The organism is Streptomyces sp. 142MFCol3.1 (assembly GCF_000424945.1).
GTDB classification, from domain to species: Bacteria; Actinomycetota; Actinomycetes; order Streptomycetales; family Streptomycetaceae; genus Streptomyces; species Streptomyces siamensis.
Window position 1 is genome coordinate 204,784 of record NZ_AUKV01000005.1, and the last position, 24,758, is coordinate 229,541.

At 70.3% G+C, this 24,758-nt stretch carries 20 protein-coding genes and 1 pseudogene; 4 read left to right on the top strand and 17 right to left on the bottom strand.

The features are described 5' to 3' along the window. Positions 1–5: 5 nt before the first annotated feature. The 10 genes and pseudogenes from asnB to H305_RS0109135 all read right to left on the bottom strand — a co-directional run bounded on the left by asnB (position 6) and on the right by H305_RS0109135 (position 13,216). Positions 6–1,934, bottom strand: a complete 1,929-nt coding sequence (asnB, locus tag H305_RS0109090; RefSeq protein WP_028800120.1) for an asparagine synthase (glutamine-hydrolyzing) — start codon at positions 1,932–1,934, stop codon at positions 6–8. Between the two features lie 3 nt (positions 1,935–1,937). After that, the gene (locus tag H305_RS0109095; protein WP_028800121.1) at positions 1,938–3,455 is read right to left on the bottom strand and encodes a Wzz/FepE/Etk N-terminal domain-containing protein; all 1,518 of its coding nucleotides are present in this window, start codon (positions 3,453–3,455) and stop codon (positions 1,938–1,940) included. Continuing rightward, positions 3,452–4,849 carry a Wzz/FepE/Etk N-terminal domain-containing protein gene (locus tag H305_RS0109100; protein ID WP_028800122.1) on the bottom strand — a complete coding sequence of 466 codons (1,398 nt, stop codon included), beginning with the start codon at positions 4,847–4,849 and terminating at the stop codon, positions 3,452–3,454. The genes H305_RS0109095 and H305_RS0109100 overlap by 4 nt, the downstream gene beginning before the upstream one ends. Continuing rightward, a complete protein-coding gene (locus tag H305_RS0109105; RefSeq protein ID WP_028800123.1) occupies positions 4,846–6,111 on the bottom strand; it encodes a glycosyltransferase family 4 protein in 1,266 nt (421 codons plus the stop codon). Before H305_RS0109105 ends, H305_RS0109100 begins: the two co-directional genes overlap by 4 nt. Further along, complete coding sequence (locus H305_RS0109110) at positions 6,101–7,417, bottom strand: nucleotide sugar dehydrogenase (protein WP_028800124.1); 1,317 nt, start codon at positions 7,415–7,417, stop codon at positions 6,101–6,103. Before H305_RS0109110 ends, H305_RS0109105 begins: the two co-directional genes overlap by 11 nt. Positions 7,418–7,499: 82 nt before the next feature. Next, positions 7,500–8,978, bottom strand: a complete 1,479-nt coding sequence (locus H305_RS0109115) for a sugar transferase (protein ID WP_028800125.1) — start codon at positions 8,976–8,978, stop codon at positions 7,500–7,502. A 782-nt stretch (positions 8,979–9,760) separates the two neighbouring features. Next, positions 9,761–10,213, bottom strand: coding sequence for a VOC family protein (locus H305_RS0109120; protein ID WP_028800126.1), 453 nt, complete (start codon positions 10,211–10,213; stop codon positions 9,761–9,763). Positions 10,214–10,449: 236 nt separating this feature from the next. After that, positions 10,450–11,395: pseudogene (gene secF / locus H305_RS45080) on the bottom strand (protein translocase subunit SecF); the annotation flags it as partial. Between the two features lie 578 nt (positions 11,396–11,973). Then, complete coding sequence (locus H305_RS0109130; protein WP_234020679.1) at positions 11,974–12,624, bottom strand: hypothetical protein; 651 nt, start codon at positions 12,622–12,624, stop codon at positions 11,974–11,976. Between the two features lie 313 nt (positions 12,625–12,937). Beyond that, a complete protein-coding gene (locus H305_RS0109135; RefSeq protein WP_051370461.1) occupies positions 12,938–13,216 on the bottom strand; it encodes a hypothetical protein in 279 nt (92 codons plus the stop codon). 205 nt (positions 13,217–13,421) lie between these two features. On the opposite strand from H305_RS0109135, the gene H305_RS0109140 reads away from it, so the two are divergent. Then, on the top strand, positions 13,422–14,012 hold the full coding sequence (locus H305_RS0109140; RefSeq protein WP_028800130.1) for a hypothetical protein: 591 nt from the start codon (positions 13,422–13,424) through the stop codon (positions 14,010–14,012). A 169-nt stretch (positions 14,013–14,181) separates the two neighbouring features. On the opposite strand, the gene H305_RS0109145 is transcribed toward H305_RS0109140, so the two are convergent. The 4 genes from H305_RS0109145 to H305_RS45085 form a co-directional block, all read right to left on the bottom strand. Beyond that, entirely contained in the window at positions 14,182–14,736 is a 555-nt protein-coding gene (locus H305_RS0109145) for a DUF3558 family protein (protein ID WP_063611292.1), read from the bottom strand. 384 nt (positions 14,737–15,120) lie between these two features. Then, positions 15,121–15,537 carry an ester cyclase gene (locus tag H305_RS0109150; RefSeq protein WP_028800132.1) on the bottom strand — a complete coding sequence of 139 codons (417 nt, stop codon included), beginning with the start codon at positions 15,535–15,537 and terminating at the stop codon, positions 15,121–15,123. A gap of 525 nt (positions 15,538–16,062) precedes the next feature. Further along, on the bottom strand, positions 16,063–17,073 hold the full coding sequence (locus H305_RS0109155) for a helix-turn-helix transcriptional regulator (RefSeq protein ID WP_028800133.1): 1,011 nt from the start codon (positions 17,071–17,073) through the stop codon (positions 16,063–16,065). Positions 17,074–17,218: 145 nt separating this feature from the next. Then, entirely contained in the window at positions 17,219–19,822 is a 2,604-nt protein-coding gene (locus tag H305_RS45085; RefSeq protein WP_199791365.1) for a carboxypeptidase regulatory-like domain-containing protein, read from the bottom strand. Positions 19,823–20,482: 660 nt separating this feature from the next. Between H305_RS45085 and H305_RS0109165 the strand changes: the two genes are divergently transcribed. The 3 genes from H305_RS0109165 (at position 20,483) to H305_RS0109175 (ending at position 22,464) form a co-directional block, all read left to right on the top strand. Next, a complete protein-coding gene (locus H305_RS0109165) occupies positions 20,483–20,767 on the top strand; it encodes a DUF1778 domain-containing protein (protein ID WP_028800134.1) in 285 nt (94 codons plus the stop codon). Then, positions 20,764–21,147: a toxin Fic gene (locus tag H305_RS0109170; protein ID WP_028800135.1), complete on the top strand. Its 384-nt coding sequence runs from the start codon at positions 20,764–20,766 to the stop codon at positions 21,145–21,147. The genes H305_RS0109165 and H305_RS0109170 overlap by 4 nt, the downstream gene beginning before the upstream one ends. Before the next feature lie 888 nt (positions 21,148–22,035). After that, positions 22,036–22,464 carry a VOC family protein gene (locus tag H305_RS0109175; RefSeq protein ID WP_028800136.1) on the top strand — a complete coding sequence of 143 codons (429 nt, stop codon included), beginning with the start codon at positions 22,036–22,038 and terminating at the stop codon, positions 22,462–22,464. A 106-nt stretch (positions 22,465–22,570) separates the two neighbouring features. Here H305_RS0109175 and H305_RS0109180 read toward each other — a convergent pair whose 3' ends face one another. The 3 genes from H305_RS0109180 to H305_RS0109190 form a co-directional block, all read right to left on the bottom strand. Next, positions 22,571–23,476: a tetratricopeptide repeat protein gene (locus H305_RS0109180; protein ID WP_051370494.1), complete on the bottom strand. Its 906-nt coding sequence runs from the start codon at positions 23,474–23,476 to the stop codon at positions 22,571–22,573. A gap of 138 nt (positions 23,477–23,614) precedes the next feature. Continuing rightward, positions 23,615–24,379, bottom strand: a complete 765-nt coding sequence (locus tag H305_RS0109185) for an FAD:protein FMN transferase (protein WP_028800138.1) — start codon at positions 24,377–24,379, stop codon at positions 23,615–23,617. Next, the gene (locus H305_RS0109190; RefSeq protein ID WP_324608090.1) at positions 24,372–24,734 is read right to left on the bottom strand and encodes an FMN-binding protein; all 363 of its coding nucleotides are present in this window, start codon (positions 24,732–24,734) and stop codon (positions 24,372–24,374) included. Before H305_RS0109190 ends, H305_RS0109185 begins: the two co-directional genes overlap by 8 nt. Positions 24,735–24,758 lie beyond the last annotated feature (24 nt).

Consider the following 24,758-nt stretch of genomic DNA (forward strand, 5'->3'; position numbering starts at 1 on the left):
CGCCGTCAAGCCGCTTGGCTCTGGCCGGAGCCAGAGGTCGCGTCGCGATACCAGTACTCGAGCGTCAGCACGTGCCACAGATGCTTGGAGAAGTCCCGCTGCCCGGCGGCGTCCTCGGCGACCATGCGTGCCAGCGCGTCGCGGCGCAGGAGCCCCGAGTTGACGAGCACACCGTCGTTGACCACCTCGCGCACCAGCGGTGCCAGGTCCCGGCTCATCCAGGCGCGCAGCGGTGCGCTGAACAGGCCCTTGGGCCGGTACACGATCTCCTGGGGCAGGATCGAGGTGGCCGCCTTCTTGAGGACGGCCTTGCCCTGCCGGCCGACGATCTTGCGATCACCGGGCACGGCGAACGCCGCCCTGACCACCTCGACGTCCACGTACGGCACCCGCACCTCCGTCGACGCGGCCATGCTGGAGCGGTCCGTGTACGTGAGGTTGAGGCCCGGCAGGAACATCCGGGCGTCGCCCAGGCACATGCGGTTGACGAAGTCGTCGAGGTCGTTGTCCTGGTAGACGTCCGCGTGCTCGGTGAGCACGTCGTCCACCGTCCCGGCCAGGTCCGGGTCGACCAGGGCGAGCAGTTCGTCCTGGTCGTACATGGTGTAGCTGCGCCGGAACGCCGTCTCCTCCGGCAGATCGGCGAAGGACAGGAACCGCTTCGCGAAGCGCACCGACCGGTACCCGCGGCGGGCCGTGGCGACCGGCAGCCGGTCCACGGCCCTGGACAGGCCGCGTCGCAGCGGCCGCGGGACGCGCTGGTAGCGCAGCGCGATCAGGTTGGCCAGGTGCTTGCGGTAACCGGCGAACAGCTCGTCGGCGCCCATTCCCGAGAGCATCACCTTGACCCCGGCCTCCCGGGCGGCCGAGCAGATCAGGAACGTGTTGATCGCGGCGGGGTCGCCGATCGGCTCGTCCAGGTGGTACGTCATCTGCGGCAGCAGGTCGAGCACGTTCGGGGCGATCTCGATCTCGTGCAGGTCGACGCCGAACCGCTCGGCCACCTGCCGGGCGTAGCGCAGGTCGTCCGGCATCGCCTCGAACCTGGCGTCCTCGGCGCGGAATCCGATCGTGTACGCGGAGATCCCGGGTCGGTGGCGGGCCGCGAGGGCGGTCAGCCAGCTGGAGTCGAGACCGCCGGAGAGGAAGGTCGCCACGGGTACGTCGGAGAGCAGGTGGCGCCGGGTCGACTCCTCGACGATCGCTGCCAGGTCCGGCAGTTCACCGGCCCGGGCCCGGTCCCGGCCCTCGGCGGCGACGTCCTTCAGGTTCCAGTACCGGCCGCGCTCCACCCGGCCGTCGGGCCGGAACCGCACCCAGCTCCCCGGCGGCAGCTTCTCCGCCTCGCGGTACGCGCAGCGGGAGTCCGGCACCCAGTAGTAGAGCAGCGAGGCGACCAGCGCCGCGGGGTCCACCTCCAGCTTGCCGCCGGTCGCGGCGGCGAGCGCCTTGAGCTCGGAGGCGAACACCAGGCCCTCGCCGCGCCGGAGCAGGAACAGCGGCTTGATGCCGAGCTGGTCGCGGGCGAGCACCAGTTCACCGGTGCGCTCGTCGAAGATCCCGAACGCGAACATACCGCGCAGCCGGGGCAGACACTCGGTGCCCCACCGCCGCCAGGCCTCGAGGAGCACCTCGGTGTCGGAGGTACCGCGGAAGCGCACCCCAGAGGCCGACAACTCGGCACGCAGCTCGGGCGCGTTGTACAGCTCGCCGTTGTACGTCAGGACGAGGCCGTCCGAGACCATCGGCTGGGCGCCGGTCCCGGACAGGTCGATGATGGCCAGCCGACGGTGCCCGAGGTGCACTTCGCCGTCACCGGCGGAGTGGCTGTAGCGGCCCGCTCCGTCCGGACCGCGGTGGGCGAGGGTGTCGGTCAGCCGATCGGCCACGACCTTCCCGTCCGGCCATCGGTATGTGCCTGCGATGCCACACATGTGCTAGCGCGCCTCCTGGTCGCTGTCCGGGCCCCGAGTCGCCCACATCGGCAACCGCTCGGCCCGCCGCCCCGTCCCGTTCTGGCGGGCCAGCCGCTCGTTCTGGCCGCGCAGCGCCGTGTGCAGCCCGTCCCACAGCGTGCCGTCGGTCCGGTCACGCGGATCGGGGTCGATCAGCACCACACCGATCACCGGAATGGATTGGTCCGCGAGCTGCCGTGCCACGGTGTGCAGCCATGCGGCGCTGCCGTGTCCGGCGCGCACGACGAGCACGGTCTGAGTGCCGAGGTACTGGAGGTCGGTCCACGCCGTGCCGGGCGCCACCGAGCCGACGCCGAGCCGGAGTTCCTGCTGCGACAGGGCCGCGGCACGCTCGCCGCTGACCACGGTCGGGTCTCCCGGTCTCGGGCGGCGTCTCGCGAGCTGCGGGCCGGGGAGACCGTCGACGACGACCACCGGCCCGTCCGCCGCAAGTGCCCGGGCGAGGTCCAGGGCGATCACGCTGGTGCTGCGCGCACAGCCCAGTTCCAGCAGCGACACCGGATCCGCGGAGCTGCGGACGGTGCGGGCCAGGGACGTGGTGAGCCGTTCGCGTGCCGACCGGATCCGCCGGCGCCGCCACAACCTGCCCGACCGGCGGGGCAGTTCCGAGATGACCGAGGCGCCGAGGTTCGCCGCGATGTCCCGGCGCAGCACGGGGCGGTCCGCCACCACCGTGCCCACCGCTGCCACCGCGAGGCCGAGGACGAGCCCGAGGACGAGCCCGATCGCGGCGTTGGTGGCAGCGGTCCGGGGCAGGGAGTACCGCAACGCGCGCGGCGCGTCCACGACCTGCGTGCCCGCGACGAGCTGGGGCGTGCCGATGCGCGCCTCAGCGGCGCGCTGCCCGAAATCGGTGATCCGCGAGGTGAGTTCGGCCCGGCGGGCGAAGAGCGACTCCAGGTTCGCCGACGCCTTCGGTCCGCTCTCCGGCGATGCGTCTCCGATCGCCTTGTTGACCTTGGCGAGTTCGTTCCGCATCCGGTCACGCTGATCGAGCAGGGCCTTGGACTCGGCGTCCGCGGCTGCCTGTATCCGCCTGACATGGTCCGCGACGAACGCGTCGGCCAGCGCCTTGGCGCGCGCCACCGCTTCCGCGTCGCTGTCGGCCGTCACAGTGATCTGCATCAGGTTGTTGGTCAAGCCGACGGCCCCGTAGTCCCGCATGAAGTCCTCTGGCTTTTCCGGGGAGTCCAGGGACCGCAGGGCCTTGTCGGCGATCCGCGTGGTCTGCAGCAGCGCCACGTCGGTGCGGATCAGCGTTCCGGGGTCGTTCGGCTGGTCCTCCTGATGCGCGACCAGCACCTTGGTCACCGCGGTCGGCGACGGCGGCATCAGGACCGCCAACGCCCCGCCCACCAGCAGCCCCAGCAGCCCCACGGAGCACCAGAAGCGACGGCGCCTGCGCACCGACACCACCAGCGCCTGCAGATCGAGCAGTGGAGCGGCGGCCGACGACTCCGAAGTCGTACTCGTCGTCACCCTGAACTTCCCTTCGCGTCGTACCCCACCGCGAGCACCGGCGTGGCGGCATCCCGAGGACGTCCGGCGGACCGCGTCGGGCGGGCCTGGACCAGGCCGGCGAGGACGATGCCGACGACCTCGTGCTCGGCGTCCGCACACGCCTCGGCGATGCCGGCGAGCTCCCCTGCCGTCCAGCTGCCCGCGCTGAGCACGACCAGGGCACCGGTCTCGTCGCCGCGGTCCGGCACCATCGGCTGGGACACCGAAACCTCCACCACCCGCAGCGTGGGGTATCCCTCGCTCGAAGAGCCCGGGGAGGGATCGCTCTCGGCCACGGCGACGAGCTGCCCGGCGGCCCGGCGGGCGATCTCGTCGCCGTCCGGGACGACCACCAGCAGCCGATGCGGGGCCGGCAGCTCGTCCCGGAGGCGGGCGCAGACCCGTCGGTAACGGATCTGCCTGCTGGCCTCGTCGCCGGACGTCTGCGGGGCCGGTATGTCCCACCGGACGTCGACGCCCAGCAGCCGGCGCATCCGGGCCCGCGGGCCGCGGTCCTCCGGCCGGTGCGCGGTCCGTTCGCCGGGTACGTCGACGGTACCCAGCAGCGCCGATCCCAGCGCAGCGGCGATCTCCGGTTGGGTGCGCAGTCGGCGACTCATCCGTGCGGCGGTGAGATGGCCGATGACCGCGAACAGGAAGAACAACAGCGCCCCGCCGACGACGAGCTGCGTCCTCGTCGGCGGCGCCTCGCCGGCCGGCCGGCCCGCGGGCCCCATGACGACCATGTTGGCCTTGTGGGAAGCCGGGTCGGCCTGGTCCAGCTTGGTGATGGCCTCCTGCAGCGAGGTGCGCAGCTTCTCGAGCTCGGTGCGGGTCTGCACGCTCTCCACGGTCTGCCCCGGATCGGCCGAATCGGCCAGATCGGTGATGCGGCGGCTGGTCTGCACCACCATCTGCTGGAGTTCCTCGAGCTGCGCCGCCTCTTCGGGGTCGGTGTTGTCGTCCACGAGCCGCGCGGCGAATGTGACGAACTGCTGGGCCACCTGGTCGGAGAGTTGCTGTGCGCGCTCCGGGGTCTCGGCCGTGCCCGAGATCTTGATGATGTTCCCGTCGGCGGCTTTGGCGCTCACCCGATCTCGCAGATCGCTGCCGCTGACCCCGGACCAGTGGAGTGTGGCAGCCGCGTGGTCGAGCACGACCGAACTGGTCGCGATCTCCGTCTGCGTGAGCAGCTCGCGCTCCTCCCACGCCCCCGGCAGCAGTACCGATGCCGACGTCGTGTATCGCGGAGGAAACAGCAAGGAGGTGCCGTATCCGACGAGCGCACCCACCACGGCGAGGATGGTGAGAAGCCGCCAGCGTCGACGGATAATCCGCCCGATCGTGACCAGGCGTATCGTGTCGTCGTTCAACGGTGCGGCCTCCACCCTGCGCGGTCGGCGCCCGCCGGCGACACCGGAGCATCGTCACGGCAGGCGGCGGCGTAGGCGGCGAGCAGCGAGCGCTGGGAGTTCCGCCAGGAGAGCGGCCCGCTGATCCGTTCCTGGCCGACCTTGCCCATCAGGGCCCGCTTCTCCGGATCGTCCAGCAGCAGCGCGATGAGCCGGGCGAACTCGGCCTCGTCGTTGGCGGGCGCGTAGACGGCGGCGTCACCGGCGGAGACGCGGGCCTCCCGGAGGTCGAACGAGACGATGGGCCGGCCCATCACCATGTATTCCAGGACCTTGTTCATGGTCGACACGTCGTTGAGCGGATTGTGCGGGTCGGGGGAGAGGCACACGTCCGCGGTCGACAGGTAGCGCACCAGGTCGGCGTCCGGGATGCGCCCGGTGAACTGCACCTGCTCCGAGAGCCCGAGCTTCCGGGACAGTTCTACCATCGCGTCGAAGGCGTCGCCGGAGCCGACGAACACCGCGTGCCAGTCGGTCCTCCCGACCTCGTCACGCAGCTTCGCGAGAGCCCGCAAGGCGTAGTCGACGCCGTCCTGCGGGCCCATGACCCCGAGGTAGCACAGCAGATGAGGCTTGCCGCGCTTCAACTCCGGCTCGGGCGGCACCGGGTGGAACCGGTCGATGTCGGGCGCGCTGCGCACCACGAAGACGTCCGCCGGCCGCTTGCCGCCGCGGCGCAGTGCGACGTCGCGGTAACTCTCGTTCGTGGCGAGCACGACGTCCGCGGCCCGGTAGGTCCGCCGTTCCAGTGCGCACACGGCGCGATAGAGCAGATCCTTACCGCGGTCGAACCGGGAGAGGTACAACTCGGGTACGAGGTCGTGCTGGTCGAAGACGAACCGCGCGCCGCGCCGCTTCAGCCACAGCGCCGGCAGGAACAGCAGGTCGGGCGGATTGCAGGCGTGGACCACGTCGACCGGGCCGACCTTGCGGGCCAGCCGGAGCGTGTGCCACAACGCCGTGCCGTACTCCTGGAGATAGCCGGCCGGCCCTCCGGTGGCCGCGCGCAACGGGTAGCGGTGGATGCGCACCCCGTCGATCTCGACCTCCGGCTCGGTGTCCCGCTTGCTCCCCTGAGGACAGATGACGTGCACTTTCCAGCCGGCGTCGCGCAGCGTCGTGCATTCCTGCCACACCCGCCGGTCGAACGGCACCGACAGGTTCTCCACCAGGATCAGCGCGCGCCGGTCCTGCCGGTCGCTACTGGTCGTGTCACCAAGCAAGGCCCATGTACCCCGGTTCGGCCCGGCGCGCCTTGGCGTCGGGAAGGTGGATGAGATCGACGATCACCGGGCTGTCGCCATGGGGCAGCGCAGAGAGCACGGCCGGATCCCGGGTCCCGACAAGGCACACCTCGGCGTGCTCGAGCACCTCGCCGACGGAGTCCGCGAGCAGCTGCGCGAGGTGCGGCAGCCGGCTCTCGATGTACTCGCGGTTCGCGCCGAGCAGCCGGGAGAGGCTCACATTGGCGTCGTAGATCTTGAGGTCGTACCCCTTGCCGAAGAGCCTCTCCGCCAGCTCGACGAGCGGGCTCTCGCGGAGGTCGTCGGTGCCGGGCTTGAAGGACAGTCCGAACAGGCCCACCCGGCGCTTGCCCGTCCGCTCGACCAGCTCCACAGCGCGCTGCAGATGGTCGGAGTTGGAGGGCAGCACGTGGGAGAGGATGGGCACCGAGACATCGGCCCGCTGTGCCGCGTGGACCAGGCTGCGCAGGTCCTTGGGCAGGCAGGAGCCACCGAAGGCGAAACCGGGCCGCAGGTAGGCGGGGCTGATGTTCAGCTTGCGGTCGGCCAGGAACACGTCCATCACCTGATGCGAGTCCACCCCGAGCGCCTGGCACACCGCGCCCAGCTCGTTCGCGAAGCCGATCTTGAGGCCGTGGAACGCGTTGTCCGCGTATTTGATCGCCTCGGCCGTCGGGATCGGCACCCGGAACACCTCGCCGGGCAAGCCCTCGTACAGCGCCAGCACCGCATCGCCGCTTGCCCCGTCGAGCTCGCCGACGACGGTCTTGGGCGGGTCGAAGAAGTCCCGCACGCTCGTGCCCTCGCGCAGGAACTCCGGGTTGACCGCGACCCCGATGTCCACGCCGGCGGTGCCGCCGACGTACTTCTCCAGGATCGGTACCAGCAGGTTCAGGCAGGTGCCCGGCAGCATGGTGCTGCGGAACACGACGGTGTGCCGACCGCCCCGCTCGGCCAGCGCGGCGCCGATCTGCTCGGTGACTCGCTCCAAGTACGTGGTGCACAGGCTGCCGTTGGGCTCCGAGGGCGTGCCCACGCAGACCAGCGACACCTCGCTGTTCATGACGGCCTCGCGGACGTCGGAGGTGGCGCGTAACGCTCCGGTCCGTACGACCTCGGCGATGAGCTCGCCGATACGCTCCTCGACCACCGGGGCCTTGCCGTCGTTGACCAGGTCGACCTTCACCTGGTTCACGTCCACCCCGATGACCTCGTGGCCCATGCTGGCCAGGCACGCGGCCGACACACAGCCCACGTAGCCGAGCCCGAAAACGCTGACTCTCACGACCCGTTCCTCCCCCCACACAGGCCCACCCGGCCTGCGGTCCGTGCGCCGGCAGTACGAAGCCCCTGCTGACCCCCACGCATCAGTACGCCCCCTGCCCGTAGACCACCGCACGCAGCGTCTTCCACAAGATCACTGTGTCCAGGGCGAGCGACCAGTCCTCCACATACCGCAGGTCCAGCCGGACCGCCTCCTCCCACGACAGGTCGCTGCGTCCGCTGATCTGCCACAGGCCGGTGAGGCCGGGCTTGACCAGCAGGCGACGCCGGATGTCCGGGCCGTACGCGGCGGACTCCTCCGGTAACGGAGGCCGTGGACCGACGAGCGACATCGATCCGGTGAGCACGTTGAAGAGCTGCGGGAGCTCGTCGATCGAGTACCGGCGCAGCACCGCTCCCACCCGGGTCACCCGGGGGTCCCGGCGGAGCTTGAACAGCAGGCCCGCGCCTTCGTTGCGGTCGGCGAGCTCGGCACGGGCCCGGTCGGCCCCGGCGACCATGGTGCGGAACTTGAGAATGGTGAACTCGCGGCCGTCCTTGCCGACCCGTCTTTGGCGGTAGAACGCCCCGCCCCGGCTGTCCGCCAGCACGAGCAGCCCGACGAACACCATCAGCGGCGCGAACAGCAGCAACAGGATCGCGGCGCCCATCCGGTCGACGACCCCCTTGACCGCCCGGCGTCCCCCGGTGAAGGTCGGCATGCTGACCCGCAGCAGCGGGATTCCGAGCACCGCGTCGATGTGCAGCCGGGGACCGGCCACCTCCATCAGCACGGGGGCCACCACCATCTCGGCGTCGCTGCCTTCGAGGTTCCAGGCCAGCCGTTGCAGCCGGTCGGGCGACCAGTGCGGGTCCGGTGTGACCGCGACGACGCGGTAGCCGTCGCGGTGGACGTGGCCCGCGACGTCCGACAGGCGGCCGACGACCGGTACTCCGTCGATCTGGTCACCGTCGGTCCCGAGTCCGTCCGTCGTGCACACGGCGTCCACCCGCCAGCCGAGGTGCGGGAACTTGCGGGTCCGGTTGATCAGGTCGTGCACGGTGGCCGGGCTCCCGGCGGCGAGCACCGGGCGCAGACACCGCCCTTCCTTCCGCTGTTTGTGCAGCCAGAGGCGCAGCAGATACCGCGCGGTCATCGTGACGAGTGCGATCGCGGGGATCGCGACGAAGATCCAGAGCTTGATGTTGCGCGAAGTGAGAGCGATCCCGCCGAGCGCCAGGACGACGGTCGCCGTGAACAGTGAGCGTCCGAGCCGGCGGAACTCCTCGGCGCCCTGACCGAGTACGGCCGGAGCCCACGACCGGCTCACCGCGAGCGACCCCAGCACCAGCAGCTCGGTGCAGAACGCGAGAATGCCCCACTTCTCATGCCAGTTGGCCGCGTCCCGGGCGCCGAAGAACTTGCCGATCGCGGCCACCACGAAGGCGGTGGCCGCGGTATCGCTGGTCATCACGGCACGCCTGTACCGCTGCTCCCATTCGATCGCGGGCTGTCTGATTGCGCCGTCCCCCAGACGCTCGCGCGCCGACGGAAACGGGCTTACTAGTCCCCCTTGCCGCACAGAACCCCCCAGGTCCCCAGTGGTTCGACGTGTTCGCCTAACACTGTTCCTCTCCCCCGGGAGGCCCCCGCCTCCCGCGCCGCGCTGTTCCTCCCCCAGGGAGGCCTCGCCCCTCGCGCACGACATCCCGGCTGTTTCAGCGCTGCTGGGTCAACCCGCCCTGGCGGCAGCAGACTTGAATGCCCTGTCGGACTCTTGAGGCGCTGGAACCCATCGCATCCTCGGGTGCTCCCCGCACCCAAGGCCCCCTCCCGGGCTCCGAGAACTGATCACCCCCACGTCTGGCGCCGGGACGCGACTGCCCGCTTCCCATGGCGCAGGACCTATGGATCCTTACTGGTCGCCTCGTGTCCGAACAGCTGAAGCACGGTCAATCTAGACCATCGGGGCCAGTATGAAGAGAGGGATGTGTGGAAATTGTGCTCAAGATTTGGTGCTGCATCCACTGATCGGCCAAGGCCTACGGCGCCTTCACGCCACCGTGCGCTCCGGCAGGGCGTCCGGCCCCGGGCGCGGCCCTGGTCCGGTCGTCATCGGCGAGCTGCGGCGGGCCTTCGGCGGCGCTCAATTCGACAACCGCTTACCGTCGTTCGCGCGCTCGGACGTGCCGCTGTTGGTGCCCTGAGCGCATGAACTCTGCGAGAGGGCCGCCCTGTTGGCGAGAGCGGTGCACAAGTGCTGGTGCCGGCGCGCGTACCGGCCACCGGTCGCTGTCTGCCCGGGCGTTGAGTGCTGATCAGTGCGCGAGCGCATCCGCCTGCTCGCCCGGAGCCGACCAAGATCTAGCTCGTGCCGGCGGGCGGGTCGGCGTAGACGCCGCGCAGCATGCCGGTGGCCTGCCCGACTTCGATGAGATAGCCGTCCGGGTCGCGCAAGTAGCACCGCAGCTCGGCCTTGCGGTCGATGGGCGGCGTGAGGAACTCGGCCCCCTTGGCGCTCCACTCCCGGTGACATGCCTCGATGTCGGCGACGCGGAGGTTGAGGAAGCAGCTGACCGTGCTCGGGTCGGTGGGCGGGCGCAGGGTGACGTCCGGCTTGTCCGGGGTGGGTCCGCCGCCGGGGTTCATGATGATCCATCCGTTGGCGAGCTTGATGGTGCAGGGGTTCTCCTCGAGCACCACCTCGCCGCCGAGAACGTCGGTGTAGAAGGCACGGGACCGCGCCACGTCGGCCACCGTCAGAAAATGAGTCACCAGGAGCCCCGTGTCCGGGGCGGGAAAACCGTCACGTCGCATGCGGGACCTCCAAGTGAGACGGATCTTTCCCCTCATAGTGGCTGATAGAGGTCTGTGGGAACGGATGAACACGGCCGGGAGGGAAGGCGGCCGCGTCGGGGCGCCGACGTCCGAGTCCCCGGTCGTGGCGCGGGCCCCGGCGAACCGGCCCTGGCAGTGGTCGGCCAGGCATGCCCGGTGGCCCTTCCGCGTACACCGGGCCGGAGCCGAGCCGACGGACGGATCTGCCGGTCGGGTCAGGGCCGGCGGGGTGTGCGGGCCCGGTCGCCGCGCCGGTGGAGTTGCACGGCCAGGGGAGCGGCGGTCAAGACGGAGGAGTACGTGCCGATCGCGACGCCGACGAGGAGCGCCAGGGCGAAATCGGTGAGTGAGGACCCGCCGAGCAGGGTCGGGGCGGTGAGGATGAAGGCGGCACCCATGCCGGTGTTCACGGTGCGGGGCAGGGTCTGCAGGATCGCCCGGTCGACGATGCCGGGCAGTGGCGCCTCGGGGGATCTGCGGACCAGCTCCCTGACGCGGTCGAAGAGGACCACGGAGTCGTTGACCGAGTAGCCGATGACCGTGAGCAGGGCAGCCACGAACACGCCGTCGACGGGCTTGCCGAGCCAGGCGAAGACGCCGACGAGGATCACCACGTCGTGCGCGAGGGCTGCGACCGCGGCGGTGCCGAACAGCCAGCGGAAGCGCGCCGCGAGGTAGACGAGCTGCGCTCCGAGGGCCACGGCGAGCGCGATCAGCGCGCCGCAGCTCCTGGCCGAGGCTGGGCCCGATGAACTCGTCACGAACCTTGTCCGCCCCGTCGGCGAGGCCGCGCACGGTGCCCGTCACCTCGGCTTCCTCGGCGTCGGTCAGCGGATCGGTGCGCACGGTCAGACCGGTGCCGCCGGAGGACTGCACGACGGCGCGGGGAAATCCGGCCTCCGCGAGCACGGTTCGGGCCCTGTCCGGGTCGACGGGGCCGGAGGTGGCGTACTCGATGAGGCGGCCACCGGTGAACTCCACACCGAGGTGGACGCCGCGCACCGCGATGCCCGAGGCGGCCAGCACGAGTACGGCGGCGGACGCGGCCAGCCAGCGGCGGGCGTGACGCATCGGGTGAGGGCCGCGGCGGGTGAGACGGTCGCGGACGGCGCCCGTGGTGGCGATGCCGGTGAGTCGGGGGCGCCGGCGGACCCCGGGGCGGCCGGTCCCCGGCCCCAGCGCTCGAAGTCTGCAGCGCCCGCCCTACAGGCTGATGGGTGCACTCGTGACGGGAGCCGGGATCCTGTCGGTGTGGCTCACCCGCCGACAACGGGACTCGCGCGGTCGGACGGACCTGCTGCTCCGGTTCCGTACAACCGTGCCGTAATTCGGCCGGGCGGCCCACACCTGCGATTCCGTCCCTCAGGGACATCCGGCCGTGGGGCGGGAATGCCCGCCGTGTTCGTGCTGTTGTGGGGGGTGTGGTCGTGAAGGGGACAGTGTCCCCGGGCCTCACCTATTGCCTGCAGGGACGATCGCTCGGCTGAAGCCCTGCAGTGCCTTTCGCCGCGTAGGCGACCGCCCTTCACGACCGCGTCTTCGTCCGTGGCCCGGCCATCGCGGCCGGGCCACACGCGTGCCCGGGTACGGGAATACGTCCGCACCTGCGTCCGCGGTCATCACCAGAACTCGGCTGGTACGAAAGCGATCACATCAGGCCTGAGGCGCGTCCGGGTCGCGTGTGGACCGGCGAGAGTGGCCGGCGGCCCGTATCGACGACGGTCACCCGCCGGCTCGCGTCAACGGCGCGGCCCCTGCCGCGCCTGCGGTGGGAGCCCCAGCTCTTCCAGCGACTGCCCGGTGGCCCAGCGATGGAGCTGGTGGCCGTCGAGGAGGTGGAGGCCGTCCTGACGGGACGCCCAGAGCACGTCCGAGCGGCTGAACTCGCCGCGGTGGACGACGATGCTGATCGGGTGGCCGGTACCGGGGCGGCCCGTCTCTCGTAGAGGAGCGGGTCCGCTGATGGTCTCGTCCCCACCCGGCGTCGATACGGGGCGGAACGCGACGTCGAGTTCGCGGCCTTGCCCATCGTGTGCGTACAGGCGCGGCCGCCCCTTCCGCGCGGTCAGGTCGACCACCTGATAGCCGTCACGCCGCAACATACGTGCAGCCGCCACCACCAGGCCCTGGTCGTCGAGGTCGGCCAGCTCCGCGGCGGTGTAGCGGCCACCGCGCCGGCGGACGACTCCCTGGCGCAGACGCAACCCTGCACTCCCGCCGACCGCGGCCAGGACCAGAGCGAGCGCGAAAGAGGCGATGCCCTGCGTGCGGTAGAGCCAGACGAACCCCAGGACGGCCGCGAGCACGGACAGGCCAAGGCCTGCGAACACCGGCAGCACGTCGCGCAGTTCGGGCCCGTACCGGCCCTGCGCCCGCAGCTCGGAGACCACGCGCCGACGCTGGGATCGCCGAGAGTCAGACATGAAAGGCCCCCGGCTGATGAGGCACCGCAGGCCGCCACCATCGCACCACCACGGTCAACTCCCCCCACCGCCTGTTCCGTCGTCCGGTACAGATACCCGATCACCCCGGCCGACCGCCAACCGGGAAGGCTTCGGCCACGGAACCGGTCGCCCCTGGCTTCGCGACCTGGACTTCCCCCCGTTCGTCGGGTGGCACGAGGCGGAAGGCCATGTGGGTGACCATGAGCGACAGGATCGCCGCGACCGCGGTCGTGACGACCTGAGCGGCAGTGGGCGGGTCCTACAGGCCGCGGAGTGCCTCGTACAGGTCGCCGTAGGCGCTCCAACAGATGACGCTGCCGTCGTCGTTGAGGCTGCCCATATACCAGTCGTCGTCGTTGACGGCCTTCACCAGGCACAGTCCGTGGAATCCCAGGACGATCTCGGGGTGGAGCCGCTCGTCCTGGGACGGCCAGCCCAGCACGACGCGATCGGTGTCGAGAGGTGTGGCCTCCCGGTCGCCGGAGACCTCCCGGATCTCTTCCAGCGTCCAGCCTGCCGGTAGCTGCCTGCCTGCCATCCCACGATGATGGCAGCTGCCGCACGAGCCGCGTACGTCACGGCCTTGGCGGGGCACCGCATGAGGGGTCCGGCCCCGCGTGCAGCTTCGGGCGTCCGGCTCGCCGAGCCGACCCTGCCGGGGTGGCACAGTGGGCATGCGAGATGCGACATGGGACATGGGGCTGCCCGGACCGGTGGGCGGACGGGGGAGAGGAGCAAGAGACGTGGGGGACTACTTCGAGCGGGTCGTCGACCTGGACGTCGCCCAGGAGGAGGCGCCGGAGCTGGGGGCCCGCTTGGTGGACTGGCTGGTCGCCGAGCAGATCGTGACCCGGCAGACGGACGCCACCGGCGTCTACAGCCTCTACGTGAATGAGGGCCATGTGCCCGGACCTCACTGGCCGCGTGCGGTGGCCGACGCGGGCTGGGAGCCGGGCCCGCTGGCGGTGGTGACGGGGCGTCACCATCATGTGGCGGGCCAGGGGGAGGACGACGCAGAGTACGTCGACTGCCCGCGTTGCGGCGCGCGCACCACTTTCATCGACTACCCCGCCTCCTTCGAGGCGGACCCGGCCCTGTGGGGCCCGTTCCGGGCGGCCGTCGAGACCTGGGAAGCCACGGGCCGGGGGAGCGCCGTCTGTCGGTCCTGCGGCGCCGCCTCCCCGGTGACGGAGTGGCGCTGGCCCGACGCGTACGCCCTGGGCGCGCTGACCTTCGAGTTCTGGGGCTGGCCTCCGCTGTCGGACACCTTCGTCGCGGAACTCTCCGACCGGCTCGGACGCCACCGCACGGCCCGTCACACGGGCAAGTTCTGACGGCGCCCGATCAGGGATGCCGGCGCATGCCCCGAGGTCGGACATGCCGCCCGACCCCTCTCGTCGGTCAGGCCTGACACGCCGCTGAACGCCGCGATCGGTGGCATTCCGCGGCCCGCGGGCGCGGCGCTCAATTCTGCGCCGACAGCCGGGACGGTCACGCGCCGTGTCAGGAGGACAGCCTGCCCGCGACGACCTCTGCGGCCTTCTTGGCGATGTCGCATGTCTGAGCGGGGCTGTCGCCTGCTGTGACGGTGACGCGTACGTACTCCTCCGTGGTGACGTCGAGCGACACCGCACAGTCCCTTGCCGCGCCGGTCTTGGTCTCCGTCATCACCGCCTTGTGTCCTGCGATGTCGGGCAGAGCTTCGGCCCGTGAGCCGTGGAACTCCATGTCGTGGACATCCGCGCCGCCGTCGTTGATCTCGACCGCGAAGTCGTAACCACTGCACGTCGGTTTGCCCGGGACGGCCAGCATCGTGGGCTGGGTGTAGTCGTCCTGACTGAGCTGCGGTACATCGGCGGGCTTCAGCAGGGTGCACGGATCGACGTCGGCGAGCGGTGTCCCCGTCTTGCCCTTGTCGGCACCGCCGCCTTGCGCGGCCGAGCTCCCGCCGGCGCCGCTGCCCGGTCCGCCGGAGCCCTTGTCGCCGTCGCTGCCGCCGCAGGCCGCGAGCCCGAGCACGCAGGCCAGGACCGTGGCCGTCATCACCACACGTCGCATGTTCGTCCCCCGTGATTCCACTGTGGTCCGGATCGTACCGAAGGGAGGTTCCGTCGGTCGCATGCTCCACCGGGCGCACGGCGCGCAGCGCAGTACCGACGCTCGCTCGCCGGAGGCCAGGGTCCCACTGCTCTCAGCCGGAACCGTTCACGGCGGCGCAGGCCGCCGCAGATCTCCACAACCTGCTCGACAAATCCGGCAGGTGCGCCGTCTTGACGCTGCGTCATGGGCGGGGCCGTCATGGGCGGGGCGTCCTGGTCGGCGGTTCGGCGGCCTCCGTGGCTTCCCCGATACGCCCTGTCGCGTTGCCGCGGAGTCAGCGCTCCCGTAGATCACGACCGGCCTCATGGACGGCCGACAGTGGTGAGCGGAGCAGCGGGCAGGTCACATCTCAGCCAGGCCGAGTTGGCGCAGCATGCCGAGTTCGTCGCTGCTGCCCCAGCGCTCGACGAGCTTGCCGTCGCAGTCGAAGCGGCTGATCTGCATGCCCCGGTTGCTCACCTCCTTGCCGGTCGCCGGGTGCCCCCTGAGCGGTCCCAGGTGCGTCCCGGTGATCGTGTAGGCGAACGCCAACTCGTCCTCGGTGGCCAGCAGATGCTCGACCTCGACGTGCAAGTCGGGGAAGGCTGTCCGCAGTTCGCCAAACATGGCTTTGTACCCGTCGGGTCCTTGAACCTGTCCCGGGGCGGGATCGTGGTCGACCGAATCGGGCGCGACGACCGAGTCGAGGGTGTCCAGGTCGCCGGTGATGACGGCTTGTGCGAAGGCGGTCTGTGCGGCGATGTTCGCTTGCTGAGCCATGGGTGCTCCCGGGCGCGTCCGCGGCACCGGCCCGTTCGTCGGCTGAGAGGTCCGCGCCTACGCCGTACAACGACCGTACCTCGGCCGATCGCCCCAGGCATGTCTGCGAGGCGGGCCTTCGGTGGTGCGGCGCCATCGCTGTTCGTCGAGGACGAACCTGGAAGGCCATGGACTGTCGATGGACATCCGGCAGCGTGCCCCTTCCGCTCACTCAAGGCGGTAGAAGTGCGCGCGTTCGGGCGGCCCGGGGCCCAGTGCTCGGGTAGGCGCCCGGACCGCCACCCAACCAAGATGCCCCACGCCCGTGCCCGCCTCCACGCCGGCGCGGCCAGGCGAGTGAAGCCACCAGCCCGGCGGGTGCCGGGCTCTCGACCTGTCGCTGAGCCGCGGGGCGGTTTCGCACTCCTCTCCAGGTCTCCTCCGATGCGTGGAAGACCTGAATCCGCGCACGGGGCGCGCGTCGCGGCCACCTGATCCGCCCGACGGAACCCAGGGCGGCGGTGCCCAGCGGGGGACGTCGGCACCTCAGGAGCGCCGTTCCAGCCACCCGCGCTCCGCCGCGAGCAGCCCGATCTGGAAGCGTGTCTGCGCCCCGAGGGCACTGCCTGCGTCGCTGACGTGCTTCTGTACGGTGCGGCGGCTTATCCCCAGAGCCCGTGCGATGGAGTGGTCCTTCATGCCGGTCGCCATCAGCTGGAGGATCTCATGGGTTCGCTCGTCGATCTGTGCTCCCAGAGAGTGGCTGTCCGGTACCGGCCGGTCGATCCGGGTGTCGAGCGAAGCGGGCGTCGCGTGTTCCCACACGATCTCGAACAGCGTGGCCAATGCCGTCACCAGGGCGGGGGAGTGGACCATCAGCGAACCCGCCGCCGGCTGGTCGAAGCGCGTCGGCAGCAGCGCCGTGGTCCGGTCGAAGACCACCAGCTTTGTCGGCAGGTGCGACGCCAGGCGCAGTTCCCCGCCTCCGGCCGTTCCCCGGATCGCCGTCTCCAGCGACAGCGCATCGGCGAATCCGTCCGTCTCGTACACCGAGCGCAGTCGCACGCCGGTTCCCACGGCGATCTCTTGCCCGGACCCTTCGGGGGCTGTGACGTAGGGCGGTTTCGCGAGGTGCAGGACCTCGTCCCGGCTGTCCCGCAGGAGTCGGGCGTATCGCGCCGACACCTCCTGCCCGTCCTCCAGCACCTCCACCAGATGCGCGGACCGCGGACCCGAGGCCGCTTCGTACGCCGCGTACAGGCGTTCCGCCAAGTCTTCGGCACGGGCCAGTTCGGTCCGCCGGCGAGCGAGCAGCGCTCCGACCGACGAGCGGGGCGGGCTCGCGGCCCAGCGTGCCGGCCGATCGCCGGTGCGTATCGCCAGCGAAGCCTTCTCCAAGCGCTGCAGTGCCTGTTCGGCCTCGGACGGGGACACGCCGGCGGCCTCGGCCACCGCGGTCGCGTCGGTCGGCGGCAGGCCCACCAGCTGCTCCAGCACCCGCCCTTCGAACGTGCTCAGCCCGATTCCCGCCCAGTCGCTGTCCGACGTGAGGTCCATCCGGTGTGACACTCCCACGCGCCGGGACTCGGGCCGCACCCGAGTCGGATCTTGCTCGACCGGCCTCGATGGTAGATCGTCGTGCGCCCGGTCCGGAGCGGTGCGGCGCCGATGGGCGCCGCACCGCTCGTCCTCTGGCGCGCTGCTAGCCGCGGTGCACCAGTCTGAAGTCCTTCCAGGTGACCTGGTCGGCGCGCACTACCGTCGTGCGAGTGAGTGTCGCGTGATCGGGCGCGGCGGCACGCAGCGTGTGCCGGCCAGGGTGGGCCAGGAACAGGATGTAGAGACCGTCACCGATGGCCGGGTCCTCCGGTGTGGCGGCGGTGATCGCCTGGCTGTCCGGGGCGGAGGTGTCGACGACGGTGGCGCCGACCAGCCCGGATCCGGTGCCCGCGGTCCGGACCGTACCGACGGCCAGGCCGCCCGGGACGGCTTGCAGGGAGCGGGCCTGGACGGTCACGTCGTCGATCGCCCAGTAGTACCCCCAGTCGGCAACGAAGTGAAAGCGCAGCCGCACGGACGGCTTTCCAGCCAACTGCCGCAGCGGTACACGGACCGTCAGATGCCCGACGTTGCCGCTCACCTTCGGGCCGGCCCACACGTTCTCCCAGCTCGTGCCGCCGTCCGTGCTGGCGTCCACCGTCATGTGCTGCTGAGTGAGGTTGGCCAAGTAGGCGGTCTTGAAGCTGAGTTCTGCGGACTGAGCGGCCGACAGGTCGTAGGCGGGGCTGATCAGTTCGCTGTTCTGGTGCGGTCCGAACGGTCCCTGGTCGCTCTCCACCACGGCGAAGGAACCGCTGCCGCCGGTGGTGTTTCCGCGCTGGATCGGATCGTCGAACTGCCAGCCGTTGCCGGTGCCGTCGGCGTTGGACACGGACCATCCGGCAGGTGCGTGGTCCGGGGAGTCGAACGCCTCGTCGTGATCGGTGCGGCGTGGCGTGTAGCCGCCGGCGGTGGCCGCGTCCGGGTCGGCGGTCAAGGCCATGTCGGCCGTCACAGCTGTGCTCTTCACCGTGACCGAGCGCGTGAGGGGTTCGTAGCCGGGCAGAGCGGCGGTGACGTCCAGCTTGTAGTCGGCCCCCGTGGGCAGCGCGACGTCGTACTCACCCGTCACCGGGTCGGTCCAGGCCGGGGCCTCGGGCGAGCCTTGGACGGAGAGCCGGGCGTAGAGCGGCCAGCCGTGACCCGAGCCGTCCTTCACCGTCCCGCGTACGTGGATGCGCGGCGTCGGCCGGAGCGTGAAGTCGTGCGTCACGGTCTCACCGTCGGCGATGTCGACGCTCAACGGGGCCGTGGTCCTGTAGCCGAACCGCGTCACGGTCAGGCCGTCGACCCGACCGGCGGGCAGGTTCAGGGTGTAGGTGCCGTCCTGAAGGGTCGTGGCGACGTCGGCACCTGCCCCGACGGTGGCCCCGGCGACCGGCTTGCCGGTCGACGCGTCCTTCACGACGCCGGAGAGGGTGCCGCTCGGGCCGCTGCGGAAGGCGGCCAGGCCGCCGGGCGTGCCGAGGCCGGTGGGACCGTCGTAGCCGGAGACGGCCGTGCACAGGTACGCGGTGTCGCAGGTGCCGTTCGACCCGCTGGTGATGTCGTTCAGACCCGTGCCGCCGGCCGCGTAGGGGTAGGAGTTGGGATAGGTGCCGGGCCGTGGGGAGCCCGCCAGGGCGTAGACGGCTGCGATCACGGGGGTGGCGACACTCGTGCCGCCGTAGCGCTGCCAGCCCGTTCCGGTCGAGCCGAAGGTGGAGTAGACGGCAACGTTGTCAGCGACGGCCGAGACGTCGGCGACGCTGCGTCCGGCGCACCCGGTGTCCGTCTGGAAAGCAGGCTTGGCCTGGTGGGTGGCGCATCCCGAGCCCGGCCCGTAGATGTCACGCTTCCAGACGGTCTCGGACCAGCCGCGGGGGCTGGCGGGGTCGGCGACCAGGTTCGTGCCGCCGACCGCGGTCACCGTGGACAGGTTCGCGGGAAAGGAGACCCCGTAGCCGTAGTCGCCACTCGCGGCGACCACCGCGACACCGGGGTGGTCGTACGAGGCGCCGTAGGTCGGCTGGTCGCTGTCGAAGTCGCCCTGCCTTCCGTAGGAGTTGGAGACGAACTTGGCGCCCATGGCGACGGCTCTGTCGACGCCGGCGGCGAGACGGTCGAGCCCGTCGTTGTCGGTCTCCACGAGGAGGATGTGCGCCTGTGGGGCCGCGGCCGACACCATCTGGAGGTCGAGGGCGATCTCACCGGCCCAGAGCTCGTTCGGCCCGGGGTAGTCGGTGCCGCCGCGCTGGTCGACCTTGGTGAAGCAGCCGTTGGCGGTGGTGCAGGGCGGCAGCCCGTACTGGGCGCGGTAGACGGCGAGATCCGCCTCCGCGTTGGGGTTGTCGTAGGCGTCGACGATGGCGATCGTCTGGCCGGCCCCACCGTCGGAGGGCAGGTTGTAGGCGCTCTGGATGTCCTGCGGTCCGAGCCCCGCGGGTGGCAGCGCCGCGCTCGGGCGTGCGGCCGGAGCCGGGTCGGCCGACCGCATGGCGTAGCAGGCCGCGTGACCCTTGGCCGGCGTGCCGCAGACGGGTACGAGGTCGGTGTCGGGCGCGTCGGCGGAGTCGGTCGTGCGCAGCCTTGTCGGGGCTGTGGCCGGGCTCGGGTCCGCGCCTGCTGCCTGCGCGGTGGGCTGGACACCGAGCAGGACCACAGTGGCGATGCCCAGGGCCGCGGTAGCGCGGCGCAGGACGTGAGGAGCGGGCGGCCCGCTTCTCACGCTCTTGGATATTTTCACGTATCACCCGTCGTGACATGGCCTTGAAGAAAGGGCCGGTGGCAGGGAGAGCGCAAACATCGATGCGCAGCGCTCTATTAGTTGTCGTCGACAGGTGGCTGTCAATGAACTTGTGGATACGGGGGCAGGTCTTGAAACTTCCTTGCCGGAAAAAGGGGGCACGACGGGAGTTTTGTCGTTCCGGGCCGACGAGCGGGCAGGCCGAGGCACTGTCGGGCCTGGCGTTCAGGCGCGGCTCATCGCGTCAAAAGCAAGGATATACGGGTGAGTTGGCGGCCTTTGGGTCGATCTCAGGAGCTCGGTGGCGATGGTCCCGGGCTCGGTCTTCCCACTTGTGCAGTCGCGCGAATGTCATGGGCTCCCGCCGTTGTCTCGGCGTCCGGACAGCTGCAGAATTACTCCGGTCCGCATGCTGTTCGCTGATGTTCTTAATGGTCCGATCGGTGTGCCGCCCGGTGAGACCGGATTTCTTTCCTTTGGCCCATGTCGCAGTCCGGGTGAAATTCGGAGGCCGTATCCGCAGGGGGCTCACGAACCGTCGATACGGTGAATTCCGGGCCCGTGCGGCGACAGCGCGACGGCTGCTGGAGGTGAGGTGGTACCGCTGGTACCATGAGGGCCATGTCTGGTGAGCCGAAGGCGATGAACCTGCGCTTCCCCGACCCCGAGCAGCGGGCCGCGATCGCGGCCGCCGCGCGGCAGGAGGGGGTCAGCATGCAGGAGTACATCCTGTCCGCCGCCTACGCACGGGCGACCGCGGTGGAGCAGCGCTTCCTGGAAGGATTCAGGGAGTCGATGGCCCGCAGCGGCGCCGCTTTCGCCGCGGAACCCGGGGGCCTGGACCCCGATCCGAAGCAGCGAGCCGCCGAACGCGAGGCGCGGCAGGAACTCGAAGGACATGAGCAGGGGCGAGGGCACGCCGCGTGACCCTGCCCGAACCGCACCCGCTCGACGTCTCCTTCCTCCTCCACGCCGCCGAGTTGCTCGAAGGTGATCCCCAGGCCGACGACCTGGGTCCGCTCTATGCCGCCGTCGCCCGTGTCAACGCACGCGCGATGGAACGCGACATCTACGGCTCCCTCCACCTGAAGGCGGCCGCCCTCCTGCAGACCCTGGCGAAACTGCCCTGTCTGGAGCACTCCAACGAGGCCTTCACCTGGCACGCCACCGAGGCGTACCTCCTGCTCAACGAACAGCGCCTCGACTATCCGCCCAAGGCGGCCGTCGCCCTCGTACGGGACGCGGCCTCGGGAGCACTCGGTGTCGCTCGCATCGCCCGTCAACTCCGGGGCTGGGCGGCGACCTGACGCCGAAGGCCGCCGCCGCATCACACACTGCGTCGCCGTCGCCGACGCCGACGAGCACGGCGATACCGGTATGCGGAGCACTCCGGACTTCGGTCCGCGAAGGCAGCTGCTGCGTAGTCCCGTTGGCAACTGCGTCTACTGCGGTGTTGTCCTGTGCCCGAGCAGAAAGTCGCACAGGACGCCCGGCGAACCGGATGTGACACATAGCTGCACTCGGCCGTCGGCGCGGACGACCGCCAAGCCGGCGTCCTGGCTCATGCCCGACGGAGGATGTTCCGGCGTGAGACTCACTGACCCGCCACGGGCATCGAGCGACCAACGTCCAGCACCGCTGAACCCCTTGTCCGGCGACCCCTCGACCGGCAGTCCAACTGCTGAGAAGCGTCCGTCGGCGGCAAACTCGACCTGCCCGGTAGTGCCGCCCTCCACATCCCAGGTCCCGAGGAGTGAGGACCGGGAGGAGAGGACGACGAACCGGGGCTGCGCCTCATACCGGTCGATGAGACTCCACGCGACAGCGACGATGAGCGCAGCGACCAAAGAAGCGAGCGCCGCGCGACGACGCCACCGCGTCGCCCGTTGTTTTCCCTCTCTCACTGCCACGCCCCCACAACCTGACTGATCATGAATGGGGACAGTGTGCCAAAGGGCATACCAGTGAGCGTGACCGCAGTCGGCCTGCCGACTCCTCACCGGTCTCCCCGGCACGCATGCGCTCGAAAAGGGCCTGGAGGCATCCCTCCAGGCGACTGGCCGGCAGGGTGGGGCCGGATCGGCACGGCCCGCCTCGCGCCGAGGGACGGCGACCTTCTCGGCGTCGGGAGCAAAGGCCCGAGCGGGTCCTCCATGGGGAAAGAAGCGGCAGAGTCGCACTGCTATGGTGCGCCGATGTCAGCGATCAAGAAGTTCCAAGTCACCTTTGACTGCGCAGAACCTGAGCGCCTCGCTCGCTTCTGGTGCGAGGTGTTGGGGTACGTCGTACCGCCGCCACCGGAGGGGTTTGCCACTTGGGACGATTTCAAGCGCTCGCTGCCGCCTGAGCAGCGGGATTCATGGTTCGCCTGCGTGGATCCCTCAGGAGCGGGCCCGCGACTGTACTTCCAGCGCGTGCCTGAAGGGAAGGCCGCCAAGAACCGGCTGCATCTTGATGTGCGGGTCGGCACCGGTCTCGTGGGCAAGGAGCGCCTCGCCGCACTGGAGGCCGAATGCGCGCGGCTGGTCCCGCTCGGTGCGGTACACGTGCAAACGCTGTATGACGGCACTGACTCGTGCATCCCGATGCAGGACATCGAGGGCAACGAGTTCTGTATCGACTGAGCGTTCTCCTAGCCGGAGGTCTGGGTAGCCGCCTCCCTCGGACATCTCTGGTGGCCTCGCATACGACGGCGCTGGTGTGCGGGGCGGTCGGTCGAGGCGCGGAGCCTCAACTGTCCTGGATGCGGCGGGCCTCGGCTACGAGCTCGGCAGGCAGGTCAGGGCCGTCACACGCGAAATCGATCAGCAGGCGCCGGTACGAGTCGTTCGGCAGAGTCGGTGTCAGCTCTATGAGTTCGTTCAGGTCGGCAGGCGAGCCGGTGAGCCGTGCGCGGTAGGCGGCCCCGGCCGCGCGAAGTGAGAGCTCTTCCGGCTCGTACTTCATCCCCTGATCGATCAGTCGGACCGCGGAGGCGAAGTCGCCCTCTTCGGCATGCACGTCGGCCAAGTCGAGATAGAGCGACCAGTCGGCCGGGTCCAGGGCGAGAGCGCGCTCGAACGCCGCCACGGCCTGTTCGGAATCACCCAGCTTGCGCCACGTTCCCGCTCGCACGACTTCGGTCAGCATGACCCGCTCGACGGAGTCCGCCTGGTCGCAGAGAGCGAGCGACTCATCGGTGAGACCGCATGCCCGTAGCAGGATCGCCATCTTGGCCGACGCATCCGGCGACGGCCGGCGGGCGGAGACGATGCCGATGGCTTCGAACCAGGGCCGGAACCGTTCCCGCGTGCTGTCGGTGTCCAGATCATGGCCGTAGTCCATGGTCCGCATTGCGGCCTCGGCCAGTGCGTCGGCACTCACCACGCCGAGAAATCGTTCATCGCCGAACCAGGGGGCTTTGGTCCATGCGATGTCGGGTCGCGCACCCGTGACCGATCCGATCGCCAGCGCCGCGGTGTCCATGTCGCCCTGGAGGAAGCTCACGTACGACTGTGCCAGCACCGTCCTCAAGGAGTCGGCATCCTGAACGGCCTCGGCCAGCTCCGACGGCTTGTCCCTCCACAACTCGGCGAGAACCGTATAGGGCTCGGGGTTCTCGGGCGCGGAGGCGATGGCACCCGCCAAGTAGTTCACGGCCGCCGAGGGACTCCCGCCGCAGTGCGCCAGCACCCGCGCGAGACCTGCTCCACCTGCTACCGCCCGATTCGACATCGTCAGAGGGTATCTGGGCTCCGGACCTCCGTGCGTCCCGTCCTTCGGGGACGACGGCGGTCATGTTCGCGGGCAGTCGGTTCCCCAATTCGTGGACCAGGTCGCCCCGTCCGACGCCATCGCGAATGCGGAGAGATGAGGCAGTCCGGACAGCCATGCCCTCGCCTCGCCACCCATGGAGTACGCGGCCGTCGCCACCGTGTCCACCTCCGTGAGGGACGTGCCCGTCACGGTCAGGGAGGCCAGACCATCAGCGGGTGGCGCACCGGTATGTGGGTCGACGATGTGGCAGCCGCGTTCGGCGGGGCCCGAAGTGGCGATGGCGAGCGGGCCCGTGGTGTGCTCGATGAGTGCGGCGAGCTTGCCCGGTTGCAGCGGGTGGCTGATGCCCACGCGCCAGGGACCGCCGTGCAGTTGGATGTCACCGCCGCCGTTGAGGCAGAGGTGTTGGGCCCCGGCGTCACACAACAGCTTGGCCGCCCGTTCCACCGCCCAGCCTTTGACCAGGCCGGTCGGGTCGAAGCCGCCGCCGCGCCAGGCCGCGAACCAGCCGTCGGTGCGCCGGTGTGCCTCGGCGCACAGGCCGAGGACCTCGCGCAGTTCCGGCTCCCAACCCTCGGGAACCGGCTCGCCCCGCGTGACGCGGCTGACGGCGCTGTCGGTACGAAACGGTGAGAAGACCACGTCGATGTGGCGCAGCAGCGCCTCGGCATCGTCAAGAGCCTGGCGAAGAGCTGGCGTTGGGGTGTCGCGTACGGTGCAGGAGAACACTGTCCCCATGGTGTGCACGACGTGTTGCAGGGGCGCCCCGGTGTCTTCAGCCATGTGCTGCTTGGTCCAATGCGTTCTGCAGCGAGGAGATGTAGCCCTCGCTGGTGTAGGTCGCCCCGGACACGGTGTCGATGTGGACGCTCTGCGCGTCCACGGTTTCCTGCACGAGGGTGGGTATCGCAGTGGAGTTGATCTGCTGACTGCGCGGATCGCCATCGGGTGCCCGAAGCGCTCGCGCCGCGGTGATCTTCGAGCCGTCGAGCGTGAGTTGCACCTGGACGGGGCCGTAGCGCGTCTGGACCGTCGAGCCGCTGACCGTGCGCCTGGTGGAGGAGGAACCGGATCCGGAGCCGCCCGCCGAGGGCGCGGTGGAGGGCGTGACGGCGGACGGGGCGGCGACATGATTCACGTGATGAGGCTTGAGAGAAAGGGC

What these genes read in the sequence shown, in the direction of transcription:
- asnB (WP_028800120.1), bottom strand. Translation starts at nt 1,934, where the DNA reads ATGTGTGGCATCGCAGGCACATACCGATGGCCGGACGGGAAGGTCGTG.
- H305_RS0109120 (WP_028800126.1), bottom strand. Translation starts at nt 10,213, where the DNA reads ATGCGACGTGACGGTTTTCCCGCCCCGGACACGGGGCTCCTGGTGACT.
- H305_RS0109135 (WP_051370461.1), bottom strand. Translation starts at nt 13,216, where the DNA reads ATGGCAGGCAGGCAGCTACCGGCAGGCTGGACGCTGGAAGAGATCCGG.
- H305_RS0109145 (WP_063611292.1), bottom strand. Translation starts at nt 14,736, where the DNA reads ATGCGACGTGTGGTGATGACGGCCACGGTCCTGGCCTGCGTGCTCGGG.
- H305_RS0109150 (WP_028800132.1), bottom strand. Translation starts at nt 15,537, where the DNA reads ATGGCTCAGCAAGCGAACATCGCCGCACAGACCGCCTTCGCACAAGCC.
- H305_RS0109155 (WP_028800133.1), bottom strand. Translation starts at nt 17,073, where the DNA reads ATGGACCTCACGTCGGACAGCGACTGGGCGGGAATCGGGCTGAGCACG.
- H305_RS0109165 (WP_028800134.1), top strand. Translation starts at nt 20,483, where the DNA reads ATGAACCTGCGCTTCCCCGACCCCGAGCAGCGGGCCGCGATCGCGGCC.
- H305_RS0109175 (WP_028800136.1), top strand. Translation starts at nt 22,036, where the DNA reads ATGTCAGCGATCAAGAAGTTCCAAGTCACCTTTGACTGCGCAGAACCT.
- H305_RS0109185 (WP_028800138.1), bottom strand. Translation starts at nt 24,379, where the DNA reads ATGGCTGAAGACACCGGGGCGCCCCTGCAACACGTCGTGCACACCATG.